Origin of the sequence: Faecalicatena orotica, assembly GCF_003149245.1 — a bacterium.
GTDB classification, from domain to species: Bacteria; Bacillota; Clostridia; order Lachnospirales; family Lachnospiraceae; genus Faecalicatena_A; species Faecalicatena_A orotica.
This window is the reverse complement of record NZ_QGDL01000004.1, coordinates 263620-281216: the sequence shown is the minus strand read 5'-3', so window position 1 is coordinate 281216 and position 17597 is coordinate 263620. Positions and strand designations below refer to the sequence as shown.

Here is a 17597-nt window from a genome sequence, read left to right as displayed (position 1 = left end):
TGTGTATATGTTTTGCATGGAGCATGTCGCAGGAAAAACGCCCGGAAGCAGGATCAGGGATGTCAGTATCATGGTGGATGGTCCAAGGATACAGGCCGTCATCTGTCCCAATATTAACACAATCGATGAGTTTATGCAGATACTGCACGAGGAGAATTCGATTCAGTCCGGAACTATAACGATGGATGGCGGGGAGTATTATGCAAAGGTTCAGGACAATCAGGTTGCATTCATTACCAAGAAAAAAAATCTATATTACAACTTGCCGGTGGCGGACAATATTATGCTTTCTACGGAAAAGATTCCGTTTTTCCTTTCGGAAAAGAAAATTGAGCAGAGGTGTGCTGCACTTTTGAAAGAGGTGGATTATTCGCTGGATGTTAGAACAAAGGTCCGGAATCTGTCGCAGGAGGAGAGGACACTTGTGTCAATTTTAAAAGCCGCAGCGCTAAAACCGAGGCTTTTGGTGGTAGATGAGATCCACGGAAGACTTTCTTATAAAGGGATGAGCTGCTTTCTCAGAGTACTTGAGATGCTCAAAAAGCAGGGGACGATGATCCTGTATTTTACGAGCCAGTGGGAGGACTCTGTAAAAATCGGCGAAGAGGTTACCGTGATTGCGCACGGGAAAACGTTCGGAGAGTATCTAGTGGAAGACATCAAGAAAAATCCGGCACAGATATATCATGTCATGCTCGGCGGGGAAAGATTAAAGAAAGATGAGAAGCAGGAAGAGTTCCTGCAGGCTTTGAGTCAGGGTATCGGAGAAATAAGAGAAGGTTATGATCAAAGCAATATGATGAAGGAGCTGGCAAAAAGGATAACAAAAGAGCTGAAAGCGACCCACTGCAGAATATATCTGATTGACGAAAAAAATAACAGCATTATGCGGATCTCGGATGAAGAAGGCGCAAGGGTGCCTTTCATGAAAAAGGAGATATTGGAAGAACTAAATAAAAAACAGGAGATGTATTATTTTAGTATATTTGAGAATTCCGATTTCCTTTCATGTTTTGAAGATCATGATAATCATGACATGGAGACTGTTCTTGGCATCCCGATCAAATCAAACGGGGAGAATGTGGGTGTGATTCAGGTTTTCTATCGGAACTATTATGTTTACTCCGAAAAAGACAGATTGTATCTGGAACTGATAGGACGTGAGATCGCGATGCTGATCGAGAATTCGCGCCTGAAGGGGCGTTCGGTTCTTTTGCAGGAAAGCCATCACCGGATAAAGAACAATTTGCAGGTGATCATCAGTCTGCTTCAGATGGAAAAACTGATGCTCCGTCACAAACTGAATAATCCTGACAGTGTCGGTGAAGTGGGGGAGATGATCGAGGAAATCATAGGGCGCATTAAGAGCATCGCAACGATCCATAATATTCTGGCCCATGACCCTTCAACGAGAAATGTGGCCGACATTGAAGAGATTATCGGGGAAATACAGAAGTTTTACAGCCAGAGTGCAGAAGTCACAGTACATACTGATAAAGTTTTTGTGCCGTACAACAGATCGGCTTCTCTGGCACTTGTAGTCAATGAATTAATTAATAACAGTATTAAACATGCAAGGAAAGAGGACCTGAAGATTGACATCAGGATCAGCCGCGGGGAGGACATGATCATAATCGAATACAGGGATACAGGAAAGGGGTTCCCGGATGACTTCGATCCGGATGATCAGACCGGAATCGGGTTAATGGTGATTCAGTCCATTGTCTGTGATGAATTCAAAGGAAGTGTAGAATTCCGAAATGAGAATGGTGCATATATCATAATAAAAGCAAACGAAAATATATTTTTATGATAAAAATGCATAAAACTTATTGACAAAAGAAAAAATGAATGGTATTATTGGCTCAAACAGAAGAGAAAGAAAGCAAATTCATGGTTGATTTGCATAGTTTCGTGTAAAGGTTATGGACGCCAACACAATTTATTGTGTTGGCGTTTTTTGCGTTATCACGCGGGCAGCCAGATAAATACTACGCCGGCTAATTGTATTTGTACGAATGCTTTCTTTCCCGGGTGAAAACCCCTGTGGCAATAACAAAAAAGAAAGGTGTGTAATGTTATGGCATTAATTATTGGATTAAATAGTGGCAGTTCCTGTGATGGAGTGGATTGTGTATTAGCGGAGATTTCAATGGCAGAGGATCACCAGCCAAACCCTCCGAAATATCTGGGGGGAATTTCAGTTGACTGGCCAAAGCGTCTGAACGAGATGATCTGGGATGCATTTGACTTAAAACTTGGGCTTAACGATCTTGCTAAATTAAACTATGCAATAGGAGGATTTTTTGGGATTGCGGTAAAAAAACTGCTGAAAGAAACCGGGCACACGGCGGATGAGATTGAATGCATCGGAGTGGACGGGCAGCAGGTATTCCTCCATCAGACAGACAGGGCGAAGGCAGATGCGGTTACAGATGAAATGTTTGAAAATGATTATCCGGATCTGTTTCTGGATGATATTTATGCATACGGATTCTGCTTCGGTGATGGAAATGTGGTTGCAGCCTATACCGACATCACGACCGTATCACAGTTCCGTCCGGCAGACCATGCAGTAGGAGGGCAGGGGGCACCTTTGATGCAGTATGTAGACTATGTGCTGTTCAGAAATGAAAAACCAACCCTGACCTTGAATATCGGCGGAATATCTAATGTTCACAAGGTTTACAAAAACAGAAAGAAAATGCTTGGGTATGACTGTGGACCCGGGAATATCATGATGGATTACATAGCAAAACAATATTTTGGTGTGAATTATGATAAAGACGGAGCTATTGCAGCCAGAGGAAAGTATGATGAGGAAATGTTAAAGGAACTGATGACGGCGGATTTTCTAACAAGACCTTATCCGAGATCAGCCTGGAGAGATGATTTTGACTGTGAATATTCTGAAAAAATGAGGCAGAAATACTCCCATCTTTCGGATGAAGATATTATGGCGACTTTTAATGTGTTCTCGGCGGAAGCGATTGTTTCAAGTATACGTGAGTTTGTCGACCTGTCTGATACAGAGGTAATGTATGCAAGCGGCGGTGGTGCTTATAATAAGACCCTTTTGAAAAATATTCAGGAGAGACTGCCTGAACTGAAAGTAGAAACTTCTTTTGCAATCGGAATACCACCCCAGTTCAAGGAGGCCATGAAGTTTGCCACATTAGGTTATGCAGCCGTGCACCAGAGTGCGAATAATGTGCCAGGTGCATGCAGGGCAAGAAAGTATAACGTTTTGGGACATATCTGTGTAGCACCTAAGTATGCCCTTGGAACAGATGACAGTGAATAGGAAATCTCAGGAATAAGAAAGGCGGGAAATGGAACATGATAGAATTTAAACATATTACCAAGACTTTCTTTTCCAATAAGGCATTAGATGATGTGAGCTTTAAGGCGTATTCAGGTGAAATCCTTGCACTTCTCGGGCAGAACGGCGCAGGGAAAAGCACTCTGATGAAAATTCTGTCCGGAGTCTATAAAAAAGACGAAGGACAGATATTCATTGAAGGCAGGGAGGCGGAGCTGGGAAGTGCCGAGGAGAGCCGAAAAAACGGGATTGGTATAGTATTTCAGGAATTGAGTAATGTTCCCCATTTGACGGTGGCAGAGAATATTGTGCTGGCAAATGAGCCTCTAAAAGGAGCTTTTGTAGATAAGAAGAAACAACTTGAAGTTGCCGCGGAAATGCTTGCGAGAATGGGAATCGATGATATAGCGCCGGACAGGAAACTGCTTGGTATGAGTGTTTCCCAGCAGCAGATATGTGAGATTGCAAAATGTATTTCCCAAAATCCCCAAATTGTTATTTTTGATGAACCTACCACATCGCTGACGACAAAGGAAAAAGAAAAACTGTTTGAGATTATGAGGAAGATGAAGCAGGACGGCCTCACTATTATTTTTATCACACATTATCTGGAGGATGCCATCATGATGGCGGACAGATGCGTTGTCATGAAGGACGGAAAAGTTGCTTTCCACGGTATGATGGAAGGCTTAACTGAGAATCAGCTTGTCGGCTTCATGATCGGGGAAAAAGCAAGCGATTTCTACCCGGCATATCAGAATTATACGACCGAAGAAACGGCCCTTGAATTAAAAGGGTTTGGCGGAGGGGTAGTGAGCCCTCTGGACCTTACGGTCCGCTATGGGGAAGTGGTTGGGCTTTCGGGGCTGATCGGGGCCGGACGCACGGAACTTGCACATCTGATTATCGGCGAAGATAAAGCGAAATGCGGACATATTTTTGTTAACGGCAAAGAAGTATATATCAGGAATGAAAATGATGCATTAAGGCACGGAATCGGTTACATCAATGAGGACAGGAGAACGGGCGGGCTGAACCTGACGATGTCTCTTCAGTTTAACCTGTCAATACCAAGTCTGGTTGCCGGCAGGAAAGAGGTAATTAAAAAAGGAATGGCTGATGACCGCGGCATCAGCCGGATGGCAGAAGAAATGATAGGGAAACTAGGTGTAAAGTGTAGTTCGCCAAAACAGAAGCTGATGAATCTAAGCGGCGGAAACCAGCAGAAAATATCTATTGGGAAGTGGATTGCTTCCGGTGCAAGGATCCTGATTTTTGACGAACCTACAAAGGGGATAGACGTTCTTGCAAAAGCCAAGGTATATGAGGTGATCAGAGAACTTGCAAAGCAGGGATGTGCCGTGTTGGTGATCTCTTCCTATAACCCGGAACTGAAAGGGGTCTGCGACAGGATTGAGGTCATGGCAAAAGGGCGGATCACAGGAAGTTACGGGCGGGAAACAATAGAAGAAGAGTTGATGCTGGCACAGCAGAGATAAGCGGGAGGTGTATAAAATGGGTACAAAAAAGAAAGAAGCTTTTAAGGAAAGGTTAAATTCACTGACAGTTCTTTTAGTACTGGTGCTTATGCTGCTGGTATTCTCTGTAATTGCCAAGGGATTTTTTTCCACAAGAAATTTATATTACCTGCTGCAGCAGGTGTCAGTAGTAGGACTGCTTGCGGTAGGACAGACGTTTGTAATCGTTAGTAAAGGGATTGACCTGTCAGTGGGCACGACAGTCGGGCTGTCCTGTATCATGTCTGCGATTTTGATTACACAATACCATGTACCGGTGCTATTGGCGATAACACTGGCAATTCTTTTGGGAGCATTTGTTGGAGCAATCAATGGAATTCTGGTGGCCATACTGGGAATCCCCGCGTTTATTGCCACGCTGGGAACGATGTATGTATTTGAGGCAGTTGCCCTGCTGAGCTGCGGAGGGAATAATATTTATAGTCTGCCGGCTTCCATCAAAGCATTTTCAAACCTGAATCTGCTGGGAATAATACCAAGTATCACGATCATTACACTGATTTTCGCGGTCGTGGCTCATGTTTTATTAAGCAAGACAAGATTTGGAAGGTATACATATGCGATCGGAAGTAACGAGGAGGCAGCCAGATTTTCGGGGATCAAGGTAAAGACAAAGTTATTTATGATTTATTTAATGAGCGGTATTCTGAGTGGAATCGCGGGTGCCCTGATGCTGTGCAGATTAAACTGCGGTGTGGCACTTGCCGGAGAGGGATATGAAATGAATGCAATCGCGGCCGTTGTTATCGGCGGAGGGAGTCTGTTCGGTGGTGAAGGCAGCATACCGGGGGCGCTGGTTGGGGCACTGATTATGACCGTGCTGTCAAATGGGCTTCAGCTTATGGGTGTATCCACATACTGGCAAAAGCTTTTAATCGGAATCGTTCTTGTATGCGCCGTATTTATTGATAATGTACGGAGAAGGAAAGAAATGTAAGAGAATACAAGAGAATATCAATTAGTGTAAAGGCTGGTTATCCGGTTAAGGAAACAAGATATAAAATTATAGAAGAAAGAGGATGAAAAATTTATGAAAAAGAAAATAGCAGCAGCTTTGGTAATGTGTATGGTATTAGGCCTGACCGCATGCGGGACAAATGGGGCCGGAGGTTCTGGGGAAGGCTCTAAAAAAGAAGATACGAAAAGTGGAGATACAGCAGAGATTCAGGTAATCCCGATGTCAACAGCATCCGCATACTGGCTTGCTGTAAAGCAGGGGGCTGAGGATGCGGCAGCTGACTTAAAGGAGGAGTATGGTAATATTCAGGTGAAATATGACGGGCCTCCGAAAAACGGGGATGCGACCGGGCAGATTGACATTATGAATAATGCCGTTACAGCCCAGGTGGATGGAATCGTTCTGGCAGCTACAGATCCTGAGGCACTTCTGGAACCTGTGAAAAATGCAATTGCAGAGGGCGTCCATGTTGTGACTGTGGACAGTGGTGTAGAGCCAAATGAAGCGGACTCATTCTTTTACACGAATAATATAGAAGGATGCAAAAAATTAGGGGAACATATGTTGGAGGAGCTGGGAAAGGATACGAAGGGAAGTTATGCAATCATCGGTGACAGCTATGAATTTGCGGCAGGTAAAGACCGTCCTGATGGCTTTGAACAGGCGATGGCGGAAAATGCAGGCATGGAATATCTGGGAATCCAGCTGGCAAAATCAGATATTGCAGAAGCAGAAAATATTTGTTCCAATTTCCTGACGGCAAATCCCGATCTGGATCTGATTTTTGCTACTAATGACGCTGCAGCACAGGGGGCACTAAATGCGTTTAATAAAGCAGGTATTACAAATGAAGTGAAATTATGCGTGGTGGATGTAAGTGAAGATGTTTTAACAGCAATGGAAAAAGGGATTATTGATGCAGCAGCACTTCAAAATCCTTATACAATGGGGTATGAGGGGGTTGTATCTATTATGAAACTTTTGAATGGCGAAACGGTGGAAAAACAGGTAGATACAGGCGTGTTCATCCTGACTCCGGAGAATATGAAAACAGAGGAAGCCGTAAAAGCAATCCAGCAGTATCTGCCGGATTATCAGCCTTAACAGGAGGGACAGGATGAGACCTCAATTTGCACCGTCCCTGATGTGCATGGATTTTCTGAATATCAGGGAGGATATGGAAATACTAAACCGGCATGCGGATCTGTACCATGTAGATATCATGGATGGGCATTACTGCAAAAATATTACATTGTCCCCGGATATGGTGAAAGTATTTAAAAGTGTCGCAAAAAAGCCGATAGACGTTCACCTGATGACGACAGACCCGCTGGACTGGATTGAACGCGTAGCAAATGCCGGGGCGGATTATATTTCTCCTCATGCTGAAACAATCAATGCGAATGCATACAGGGTTCTGAATGAGATAGAGAATCTGGGATGCAAAAAAGGGGTTGTGCTGAATCCGGCAACGCCCCTTAGTATGGCTGAACAATACCTGAAGCGGATTGACCTGCTTACGATTATGACGATTGACGTGGGATTTGCAGGACAGCCGTTTATTGAAGAGATGCTGGAAAAGGTAAGGCTGGCGAAACGCCTGAAGGAAGAAAACGGGTATCATTACCAGATCCAGATAGACGGATCCTGTAATCAAAAAACATACAAAAAACTGTTTGATGCGGGGGCGGAAATCTTTATCGTAGGTTATTCAGGGCTTTTCAGACTAGAAGAAACTCTAGAAAAGTCATGGGGCAGAATGGAAGAGATATTCAGGCAGGAGACTGGCTGCCCTGAGATATAGAAGAAAAAATTTCGTTAATTTGAAATATATCTTTGCACAGGAGATCTAATGTGCAAAGATATATTTTTTTAGCAAACAGATACGTATCTATACTTGAAAGGCGGGAATATCTTGACTTATAAGGATAAGATGGTATTCTATATTTACTATTATATGATAAGTATTATATAAAAAATAAGGTTAAATAACTAAGATCGAAATAATCAGGAAGATGAGGAAAGGAAATTTGAAGCTGGGAATTGTAGGAACGAATTTTATAAGTGACTGGCTCGCTGAAGCAGCGGCAAAAGTGCCGGATGTGGAACTATATGCGGTTTATTCGAGAAAACAGGAGACAGGGGACGGGTTTGCCTGCAGGCATCAGATTCCAAATGTTTATACGGACTATGAGGAATTTCTGCAGTCAGACATAGAGGCTGTTTACATTGCAACGCCTACTTATGCACACTGTCCGCAGGCAATTGAGGCCATGCGTCATAAGAAACATGTTTTGTGTGAGAAGATTATGGCTGTAAATGAAAGAGAAGCGGCAGCGATGTTTGAATGCTCCCGACAGAATGAAGTCGTGCTGCTGGAAGCCATGAGGCCTGATTTTGACCCTGCATTCAGGCTGGTGGAAGAGAATCTTCCGCGCATCGGCAGGCTGAGGCGTGTGACGATGGAGTATTGCCAGTATTCTTCACGTTATGATAAGTTCCGTGCAGGTGAGATCCTCAATGCATTCAACCCTGAACTTTCAAATGCAGCAATTATGGATATCGGAGTCTATTGTATACACACGTTAGTCAGAATGCTCGGTATGCCGCAGGAAATAAAAGCGTTTTCCACGAAACTTGAAAATGGTTTTGAGGGAAATGGAATCGTAATGATGCAGTATGGGGATGTGACTGCCGAGGCGGTTTACTCAAAAATTACGGAATCTGTCAATCCGAGTATATTCCTCGGAGAAGAGGGAAGTATTCTTATAGGAAAAATTTCACAGCCGGATACGCTGGAAATCGTGTTCCGGGACGGCAGAAGAGAAGCTGTCCCTTATACGCCCGCAAAGAACAATATGGTTTACGAGGTACAGGAATTTGCCCGGCTAGTGAAGGGAAAATGCATTGAACATCCCTACAAAAAGTATTCTCTGGATACTTTGCGGGTTACAGATGAGGCCAGAAGACAGAACGGGATTGAATTTCAGGCGGATTCAGTGTTATAATAGTGCCAGAGTGTGTTTGGTGATTCACCGCACCCGTCCGGTGTTTTATGAAGGATAAAATATAAAGGGAATAAGGAGTATTTGGTATGGACCTGTTGACAATTCGAGAATTATTTAAAAACAGAGAAGAATATTTGGACAAGAAGGTAACTGTTGGAGGATGGATCCGCAGTATCCGCGACTCTAAGACTTTTGGATTTATTGTTGTAAACGACGGTTCTTATTTTGAACCGCTGCAGATTGTATATCATGATAAAATGGAGAACTTCGATGTGATCTCCAAACAGAATGTAGGGGCAGCGATCGTAGTAACCGGAACACTGGTAGCGACACCACAGGCAAAGCAGCCATTTGAGATTCAGGCAGACGAAATTTCCGTCGAAGGCGCCTCCGCACCGGACTACCCGCTGCAGAAGAAACGGCACAGTTTCGAATATCTCAGAACAATTTCACATTTGCGTCCGAGAACAAATACGTTTCAGGCAGTATTCAGAGTGCGCTCTCTGATTGCATATGCGATCCACCAATTTTTTCAGGAGAGAGGTTTCGTATATGTCCACACACCACTGATTACAGGAAGCGACTGTGAGGGTGCGGGCGAGATGTTCAGAGTCACAACTCTGGATATGGAAAATGTACCGAAGAACCCCGACGGCACCGTTGATTACAGTCAGGATTTCTTCGGAAAAGAGACAAGCCTGACTGTGAGTGGACAGCTCAACGGGGAGACATTTGCACAGGCGTTTAGAAGCATCTACACCTTTGGACCAACCTTCCGCGCAGAAAATTCCAACACTACACGCCACGCCGCAGAATTCTGGATGATCGAACCAGAGATAGCATTTGCAGATCTGGATGACAATATGGACCTGGCAGAAGCCATGCTGAAGTATGTAATCTCCTACGTTCTTGAGAACGCACCGGAAGAAATGAACTTCTTCAATTCCTTTGTGGACAAGGGGCTGCTGGGCAGACTCCAGAATGTAGTCAGCTCAGACTTTGCAAGAGTTACTTATACAGAAGCAGTCGAACTGCTTGAGAAAAACAATGAAAAGTTCGAGTACAAGGTACACTGGGGGACAGACCTTCAGACAGAACACGAGCGCTACCTGACAGAGGAAGTTTATAAACGCCCTGTATTCGTAACAGATTACCCGAAAGAAATCAAAGCATTCTACATGAAGCTGAACGAAGACGGCAAGACAGTGGCAGCAGTCGACTGTCTGGTGCCGGGAATCGGCGAGATCATCGGGGGAAGCCAGAGAGAAGACGATTACGACAAGCTGACAGAACGAATGAAAGAAATGAACCTGAATGAAGAAGACTACAAATTCTATCTCGATCTGAGAAAATATGGTTCAACAAGACATGCAGGATTCGGCCTTGGATTCGAAAGATGCGTCATGTACCTGACAGGAATGTCAAACATCCGCGACGTAGTGCCATTCCCGAGAACTGTGAATAACTGCGAACTATAGAACATTTAATTGGGGACGTAACAAACTTCAAAAAGGTTACGTCCCCAATTGACTTTTGTGGTGTACCAAAATGGAGATTATGGAGGAAATGATGAGATTTATCCACATTGCTGATGTGCATCTCGGGGCGCAGCCGGATGCCGGAAGTGCTTATTCTGCGGGGCGTCCGCAGGAGATATGGGAGAGTTTTTCACAGGTTATTGCCCTGTGTGAGGAGGAAAAAACGGATGTTTTGCTTATTGCAGGTGATTTGTTTCACCGGCAGCCTCTTTTGAGGGAGCTAAAGGAAGTGAATTATCTGTTTTCCACATTGTCACATACTCAGGTTGTTTTTATTGTGGGTAACCATGATTATATAAAAAAGGGGTCCTATTACCGTACGTTCCAGTGGAATGAGAATGTCCACCCTTTGCTTGGCAGTGAGCTTGGTTATGTGATGCTGCAGGAATTTAATCTGGCGGTGTACGGATTCAGCTATCATGCGAGGGAGATACGCGAGGAACGCTATAACCTTAAAGCCCCGGGGACGGCGGAATATGAGATTCTTCTGGCGCATGGCGGGGACGAGAAGCATGTGCCTGTCCGAACGGATGCTTTTGAAAATTCGGGGTTTGATTATGTTGCGCTGGGTCATATCCACAAACCGCAGGCGTTGGTTAAAAATCTGGCTGTCTACGCAGGGGCGCTGGAGCCTGTGGATAAAAATGATACCGGGCAGCACGGCTTTGTCCGGGGGGAAATTACGGAGAAGGGGACCCATGTTGAGTTTGTTCCTTATGCATCCCGTGAATATATTCATCTTGCGCTGCGGGTAAATGAGTCTATGACGAACGGCAGTGTGAAGGATTACATTAAAGGAACTGTGGAAAAGCGCGGTGTTCAGAATGTGTATAAGTTTATTCTGAGGGGGTACCGGGACGCTGATGTGGAGTTTGATACGGCCCATATGGATGTGTATGGAAATATTCTCGAGATTGAGGATGAGACGAGGCCGGCTTACGACTATCAGAAATTGTATGAAGAAAATCAGGATAACCTGATCGGAAAGTTTATCGGTGAGTTCTCAGGCTGTACAGAAGGAAGTATAGAATACCAGGCATTACAGGAAGGGGTTCAGGCGCTTTTGGAGAACAGTCTGATATAAAGAAAGTGGAAGAGTATGGAGATAAGGGAACTTTATCTAAAGAATTTTGGAAAATTTTCGGACTGCCATTTTTTTATGGAGGATGGGATTCAGATTTTTTATGGTGAAAATGAATATGGAAAATCTACGATTTATGCATTTATAAAAGCGATGCTTTTCGGCCTTGACCGCGGCAGGGGAAGGGCTGCGCAAAACGATGAGTTCAGCCGCTATGAGCCTTGGGAGAATCCCAATTATTACGCGGGGATCATGCGTTTTACAAGCGGCGGGAAACAGTTCCGGCTGGAGCGGAGTTTTGACAGGTATACGAAAAGTGCAAGTCTGGTCTGTGAGGATGACGGGGAGGAACTATCTGTTGAAGACGGTGATCTGGAGATGCTGCTTGGCGGGATGACGAAAGAATCCTTCGATAATACAATTGCGGTCGGGCAGCTTTCAGCGCGGCCGGGGCAGGAACTGGCGGAGGAATTGAAAAATTACGCGGCCAATTATTATGAGACCGGGAGCAGCACGGTGGATTTGTCAGGTGCTCTGGATAAACTGCGGATGCGGAAGAAGTCCGTTGAGCAGGAAATAAAGATACTGTATGAAAAGCAGGAAGAAAAGCGGGAGGTAATCCGCCGCGAATGCCAGTACGTCACGAAGGATGCCGAAAAGCTGCAAAGCGAGCTGGAAGATAATCAGGAGAAACTCAAAACTTCCCGGGATTTGCTGCGGGATATGGAACTGCCCGGGGAGATGGATGAACCGGATAAAGACGGGCGGGGCGAAGCATATAACGAAGATGCTGGCCAGAAGAAGCATCCAGATACAGATTCGGGCAAGAGCTACATACCCCTTGGATTACTGGGAATCATCGCGGGCATTGCAGGTAGAATCTGGAGTTTCTTCACAGGATCGCAGTCCATATTTACAGGAGGCGGAGCCATTTCGGCCATGTCATGGATGATTCTTGCGGCAGGCATTCTTCTGGTTTGTTTTGGCGGCATAAAGTCAATACGCCATCGGTTTCATAAAAAATATGGCGGAGAAGAACTTCAGAAGCAAATAGAAAATCAACAGGGTAATGACAAACAATTTCAAAAGTCTGAAAAAATAGAACAGGAAAAAGAATATCTGCAAAAGCTGAAATGGGAAAACCAGAGGATAAAATCGGAATGGAAGGAAAAGCAGGTGCGTTTCCAGAATCTTCAGGAACAGCTTGCGGAACTGGATATGCCTGAGCCGAAGATTAAAAACCTGCAAATGACAAGCCAGGCGCTGCAGATGGCGGAAGAGAAGCTGCTGTCTGCCTCCCGCCAAATGGTACAGGGGTTCGGGGACATACTGAACCGGAAAGCCTCCGGTATTTTAGGGCAGATAACAGAAGGACGTTATACAAGGCTCCTTGTCGACGAACAGCTGAATATGACATTGCTGGAAGACGGACGGCGGATTCCGGTGGAGAGGGTATCTGCCGGAACGATCGAGCAGGTATATTTTGCGCTGAGAATGGCAGCGGCGGAAATCCTTTATGAAGAGCCGCTTCCGGTCATTTTCGATGATGCATTTGCATTTTATGACGAAAAAAGATTAAAATCTACTTTAAAATGGTTGAGCGAACAGCAAAGACAAGTTATAATATTTACTTGTCAAAAACGTGAGCAGGAAATTATAAAACAATTCTGAAAACGGAGCGCAAAAGGGTCTGACCCCTTTGCGGATGTCCCTTTTTTGAAAGGAAGATTTACATGAAGATAGAGTTGCCAAGAAAAGTGATTATGATTATTAATAATCTTCAGCTGCATGGCTATGAGGCTTTTGCGGTGGGAGGCTGTGTGCGGGATTCGATTCTCTGCCGCAGGCCGGAGGACTGGGATATTACGACTTCAGCGAAGCCGGAGGAGATTAAGCGGTTGTTCCGCAGGACGGTGGATACCGGGATTGAGCATGGGACGGTCACGGTCATGATCGGTAAGGACGGGTTTGAGGTAACGACGTACCGGGTTGACGGGCAGTATGAGGACAGCCGTCATCCGAAAGAGGTGACGTTTACAACGAATCTGGAGGAGGATTTAAGGCGCAGGGACTTTACGATCAATGCGATGGCTTATAATGATGAGATCCGCCTTGTGGATGTGTTTGGCGGGATGCAGGACCTGAACCACCACCTGATCCGCTGTGTGGGTGATCCGATGGAGCGGTTTTCAGAGGATGCGCTCAGGATTTTGAGGGCGGTGCGGTTTTCTGCGCAGCTTGCTTTTCCGATTGAGAAAAACACGGCCGAGGCGGTCAGGACGCTGGCTCCTACTTTAAAAAATATCAGTGCAGAGCGGATTCAGGTAGAACTTGTGAAGCTGCTGACATCGAACCATCCGGAGCTGATTCAGGATGCGTATGAGCTGGGTATTACGAAGGTGATACTTCCGGAGTGGGATGCGATGGTAGGCGTGGAACAGAATACACGCCATCACAGGTATGATGTGGCGGACCATACGCTCCATGCGCTGAAAAATGTCAAGAAGGACAAGATTCTCCGTCTTACAATGCTTTTCCATGATATGGGAAAGCCGGCGATGAAGACTACAGATGAAAAAGGTGTTGATCATTTTAAAGGCCACGCACTCGTCAGCGAGGAGATTGCGCGGAAAGTCCTCAGGCGCCTGAAGTTTGATAATGAAACGGTTAAGACGGTGACACGCCTTGTCTGCTACCACGATTACCGGATTGAGGCGACTCCACAGAATGTCCGCCGTGCCATGAACCGGATCGGCGTGGAGCTGTTCCCTTATTATCTGGCGGTCCGTATGGCGGATGTCAAGGCGCAGAGTCCATATAAGCGGCGCGCAAAGATTGAAAATATTGTGGCAATGCGTGAGTTGTATCAGGAGGCGCTGATCAATGACCAGTGTGTGACTCTAAGGCAGCTCAAAGTAAGCGGCAGAGATCTGCTGAAGCTTGGCATGAAGCCGGGAAAACAGATGGGAGACATACTCAATGAACTGCTGGAGCTTGTCATTGATGAACCAGAGATGAATGAGAAAGAAAAATTATGTAATTATGTAAAAGAAAAGCTTGGCATTTAGCATACTCAGGCTGTCCCTTTCATAGATTAGAAAGAGTTAAATCGTAGAAACAGGGGGCAGCCATGAGAGATTATGAATTAGAAGTCTTAGAACAATATGATATAGAAGTGAAAGGCACCCGCAAAATAAGGGGTGCGTTTTTTTGCGACACAAAAGAGGGCACGATGCTGTTGAAGGAAGCTGATGTTTCAGACAGGCGTGTCCCTTTATTGTATATTGTCCTTAAGAATCTGGAAGCGGCAGGTTATCCAAATGTTGATACTCCGGTCTATAACAAAGAAGGGGATTTGGTCAGTGTATCGAGAGACGGGTCCAGATACATGCTGAAAAAATGGTTTTCTGGCAGAGAATGTGATGTGAAACGGGAATATGAAGTGCTTCAGGCTGCGAGAAATCTGGCACAGCTTCATCAGAAAATGCAGTGGAGCCAGATTGTCGGAGATATGGACCCAATAGATGAGGATGCGGTCATACGTCCGCCTACAGGACGGCATTTGAAGGATGAGTTTCTCAGACATAACCGGGAATTGAAAAAAGTGCGTGCTTTTATTAGAAATAAAGTTTCGAAAGGCGCATTTGAGTTTCTGTTTCTGGAATATTTTGACCAGATGTATTCACTTGCAGAGCAGGTGATCAAGAGGCTGGAGAATTCCAGATATGACAGCCTGTATCAGGAAAGCATCGAAGAACTAAGACTGGTGCACGGGGACTACAACTATCACAACGTGCTGTTTACCCCGGGCGGGATTGCGACGACAAATTTCGAACACTTCCGGGTGGACGTTCAGGTCCAGGACCTGTATTATTTTTTGCGGAAAGTGATGGAAAAACACCAGTGGAACGAGAACCTGGGGCAGTCCATGCTTTCGGCCTATCAGGAGATACGTCCGCTGGATACGCGGGAACTGGAGTATATGGCACTGAGCCTTGCCTATCCGGAAAAGTTCTGGAAAACGGCAAATACCTATTACCACTCGAACAAAGCGTGGATCCCCGAGAAAAATGTAGAGAAACTCCAGACAGCAATTACGCAGACGGAAGAAAAACTGCGATTTTTAGAGAATATATTTACTTTTAATTTATAACTGCCTGTTGTATAATAGGAACATACAATTAAGGCAGGAGGTACCAGTATGGATTACAAAGAGAGATACGAGGAATGGTTAGCCAACCCATATTTTGATGAGGACACAAAGGCAGAACTGAGAAGCATTGCAGAGGATGATAACGAGATTAAAGAGCGTTTTTACACAGATCTGGAGTTTGGTACGGCAGGGCTTCGTGGAATTATCGGGGCAGGAACCAACCGTATGAATATTTATACCGTCAGAAAGGCAACACAGGGTCTGGCGAATTATATTATGAAAAGTGGCAATGCGGGAAAAGGCGTTGCAATCGCATACGATTCACGCCGCATGTCACCTGAATTTGCAGACGAAGCGGCATTATGTCTGGCTGCGAACGGGATTAAATCCTATGTATTCGAGTCCCTGCGCCCTACACCGGAGCTGTCCTATGCAGTGAGGAAGTTAGGATGCATCGCAGGAATCAATATCACAGCCAGCCATAACCCGCCGGAATATAACGGATACAAAGTGTATTGGGAAGACGGCGCACAGATCACACCACCTCATGACAAAGGAATCATGGATGAGGTAAAGGCAGTGGAAGACTATACCACGATGAAGACCATGAGCCTGGAGGAAGCAAAGGCTGCCGGACTGTATGAAGTCATTGGTGCAGATGTTGATGATGCCTACATAGCAGAGCTTAAAAAGCAGGTTCTCCATCAGGATGCCATCGACGCTGTGGGCAAGGACCTGAAGATTGTGTACAGCCCGCTGCACGGCACCGGTAATATCCCGGCCCGCCGCATCTTAAAAGAGCTTGGGTTTGAAAATGTTTATGTAGTAAAAGAACAGGAACTGCCGGATGGAGAGTTCCCGACTGTATCCTATCCGAATCCAGAGGCTGCTGAAGCATTTGAGCTGGGACTGAAGCTGGCAAAAGAAGTAGATGCAGACATCGTGCTGGCTACCGACCCGGATGCTGACCGGCTCGGCGTCCGCGTGAAGGACAAGGATGGCGTTTACCATGATCTGACAGGGAATATGTCAGGCTGCCTGCTTGCTGACTATGAGATCGGAGAGAGAAAAGAGCTGAAAGGCCTGCCGGAAGACGGATATCTGATCAAGACAATCGTAACTTCCAATATGGCAGACGCGATCGCAAAGTATTATGATGCAGGACTGATCGAGGTCCTTACCGGATTTAAGTTTATCGGACAGCAGATACTCGGATTTGAGACAAGCGGTAAGGGTGAATATTTATTCGGATTCGAAGAAAGCTATGGCTGCCTGATCGGTACCCATGCAAGGGACAAGGATGCTATCGTTGCTACAATGGCACTCTGTGAGGCGGCAGCTTATTATAAGACACTGGGAATGAACCTGTGGGATGCCATGATTGCACTGTATGACCGTTATGGATATTACAAAGACGATATTCAGGCGATTACGCTGAAGGGTATCGAGGGACTGGCTAAGATTCAGGAGATCCTGGAGACACTGCGCAAGAATCCACCGATGGAGATTGCAGGATATAAAGTATTAAAGGCAAGAGATTACAAGGCTGACACAATCAAAGACATGGAGACAGGTGAAGTAACTGGAACCGGACTTCCGAATTCCAATGTTCTTTATTACGATTTGACAGACGATGCATGGTTATGCGTAAGACCATCCGGAACAGAACCGAAAGTGAAGTTCTACTATGGCGTAAAAGGCACTTCTCTGGAAGATGCAGATGCCAAATCAGAACAGATGGGCAAAGAAGTTCTTGCCATGATTGATAAGATGATGTAACATATCGTGTCAGGAATAATTTTCCAGCCGGAGCACCCTGGCTGGAAAATCTTAAAAAACCCTAAAAAAGTGCCTAAAAGCGCGCAAATACGGGAAAAATCCTTGACAAAAATATATGAAACAGTTATAACAGTACATAAGGGCAAAACATGTGAACGCCAGTACATGAAAGCCTTTGCTAAACTGTAGAATATTATATTCTAGTACAATAAAGAGGAGG

Annotated in this window: 13 protein-coding genes; all 13 read left to right on the top strand. The window is 45.2% G+C overall.

Translation table 11 applies throughout. The features are described from left to right. Window positions 1-7 precede the first annotated feature (7 nt). The 13 genes from A8806_RS08770 to A8806_RS08710 all read left to right on the top strand — a co-directional run bounded on the left by A8806_RS08770 (window position 8) and on the right by A8806_RS08710 (window position 17377). The gene (locus tag A8806_RS08770; RefSeq protein WP_109730813.1) at window positions 8-1813 is read left to right on the top strand and encodes a histidine kinase dimerization/phosphoacceptor domain -containing protein; all 1806 of its coding nucleotides are present in this window, start codon (window positions 8-10) and stop codon (window positions 1811-1813) included. Window positions 1814-2080: 267 nt separating this feature from the next. Then, on the top strand, window positions 2081-3304 hold the full coding sequence (locus A8806_RS08765; protein WP_109730812.1) for an anhydro-N-acetylmuramic acid kinase: 1224 nt from the start codon (window positions 2081-2083) through the stop codon (window positions 3302-3304). A 35-nt stretch (window positions 3305-3339) separates the two neighbouring features. Further along, complete coding sequence (locus tag A8806_RS08760) at window positions 3340-4821, top strand: sugar ABC transporter ATP-binding protein (RefSeq protein WP_109730811.1); 1482 nt, start codon at window positions 3340-3342, stop codon at window positions 4819-4821. A 16-nt stretch (window positions 4822-4837) separates the two neighbouring features. Then, on the top strand, window positions 4838-5797 hold the full coding sequence (locus tag A8806_RS08755) for an ABC transporter permease (RefSeq protein WP_109730810.1): 960 nt from the start codon (window positions 4838-4840) through the stop codon (window positions 5795-5797). A gap of 93 nt (window positions 5798-5890) precedes the next feature. Continuing rightward, a complete protein-coding gene (locus A8806_RS08750) occupies window positions 5891-6922 on the top strand; it encodes a sugar ABC transporter substrate-binding protein (protein ID WP_109730809.1) in 1032 nt (343 codons plus the stop codon). Between the two features lie 13 nt (window positions 6923-6935). Then, entirely contained in the window at window positions 6936-7622 is a 687-nt protein-coding gene (gene alsE, locus A8806_RS08745; RefSeq protein WP_109730808.1) for a D-allulose 6-phosphate 3-epimerase, read from the top strand. A gap of 211 nt (window positions 7623-7833) precedes the next feature. After that, window positions 7834-8826, top strand: a complete 993-nt coding sequence (locus tag A8806_RS08740) for a Gfo/Idh/MocA family protein (RefSeq protein ID WP_109730807.1) — start codon at window positions 7834-7836, stop codon at window positions 8824-8826. A gap of 86 nt (window positions 8827-8912) precedes the next feature. Beyond that, window positions 8913-10304, top strand: coding sequence for an asparagine--tRNA ligase (gene asnS / locus A8806_RS08735; RefSeq protein ID WP_109730806.1), 1392 nt, complete (start codon window positions 8913-8915; stop codon window positions 10302-10304). A 91-nt stretch (window positions 10305-10395) separates the two neighbouring features. Next, the gene (locus A8806_RS08730; RefSeq protein ID WP_109730805.1) at window positions 10396-11448 is read left to right on the top strand and encodes a metallophosphoesterase family protein; all 1053 of its coding nucleotides are present in this window, start codon (window positions 10396-10398) and stop codon (window positions 11446-11448) included. Between the two features lie 15 nt (window positions 11449-11463). Further along, window positions 11464-13116: an ATP-binding protein gene (locus A8806_RS08725; protein ID WP_109730804.1), complete on the top strand. Its 1653-nt coding sequence runs from the start codon at window positions 11464-11466 to the stop codon at window positions 13114-13116. 62 nt (window positions 13117-13178) lie between these two features. Then, complete coding sequence (locus A8806_RS08720) at window positions 13179-14513, top strand: CCA tRNA nucleotidyltransferase (protein WP_109730803.1); 1335 nt, start codon at window positions 13179-13181, stop codon at window positions 14511-14513. A gap of 62 nt (window positions 14514-14575) precedes the next feature. Continuing rightward, a complete protein-coding gene (locus A8806_RS08715; protein WP_109730802.1) occupies window positions 14576-15598 on the top strand; it encodes a CotS family spore coat protein in 1023 nt (340 codons plus the stop codon). Between the two features lie 48 nt (window positions 15599-15646). Beyond that, window positions 15647-17377: a phospho-sugar mutase gene (locus A8806_RS08710; protein WP_109730801.1), complete on the top strand. Its 1731-nt coding sequence runs from the start codon at window positions 15647-15649 to the stop codon at window positions 17375-17377. The last annotated feature ends 220 nt before the right edge of the window (window positions 17378-17597 follow it).

What these genes read in the sequence shown, in the direction of transcription:
- A8806_RS08770 (WP_109730813.1), top strand. Translation starts at nt 8, where the DNA reads ATGTTTTGCATGGAGCATGTCGCAGGAAAAACGCCCGGAAGCAGGATC.
- A8806_RS08765 (WP_109730812.1), top strand. Translation starts at nt 2,081, where the DNA reads ATGGCATTAATTATTGGATTAAATAGTGGCAGTTCCTGTGATGGAGTG.
- A8806_RS08760 (WP_109730811.1), top strand. Translation starts at nt 3,340, where the DNA reads ATGATAGAATTTAAACATATTACCAAGACTTTCTTTTCCAATAAGGCA.
- A8806_RS08755 (WP_109730810.1), top strand. Translation starts at nt 4,838, where the DNA reads ATGGGTACAAAAAAGAAAGAAGCTTTTAAGGAAAGGTTAAATTCACTG.
- A8806_RS08750 (WP_109730809.1), top strand. Translation starts at nt 5,891, where the DNA reads ATGAAAAAGAAAATAGCAGCAGCTTTGGTAATGTGTATGGTATTAGGC.
- alsE (WP_109730808.1), top strand. Translation starts at nt 6,936, where the DNA reads ATGAGACCTCAATTTGCACCGTCCCTGATGTGCATGGATTTTCTGAAT.
- A8806_RS08740 (WP_109730807.1), top strand. Translation starts at nt 7,834, where the DNA reads ATGAGGAAAGGAAATTTGAAGCTGGGAATTGTAGGAACGAATTTTATA.
- asnS (WP_109730806.1), top strand. Translation starts at nt 8,913, where the DNA reads ATGGACCTGTTGACAATTCGAGAATTATTTAAAAACAGAGAAGAATAT.
- A8806_RS08730 (WP_109730805.1), top strand. Translation starts at nt 10,396, where the DNA reads ATGAGATTTATCCACATTGCTGATGTGCATCTCGGGGCGCAGCCGGAT.
- A8806_RS08725 (WP_109730804.1), top strand. Translation starts at nt 11,464, where the DNA reads ATGGAGATAAGGGAACTTTATCTAAAGAATTTTGGAAAATTTTCGGAC.
- A8806_RS08720 (WP_109730803.1), top strand. Translation starts at nt 13,179, where the DNA reads ATGAAGATAGAGTTGCCAAGAAAAGTGATTATGATTATTAATAATCTT.
- A8806_RS08715 (WP_109730802.1), top strand. Translation starts at nt 14,576, where the DNA reads ATGAGAGATTATGAATTAGAAGTCTTAGAACAATATGATATAGAAGTG.
- A8806_RS08710 (WP_109730801.1), top strand. Translation starts at nt 15,647, where the DNA reads ATGGATTACAAAGAGAGATACGAGGAATGGTTAGCCAACCCATATTTT.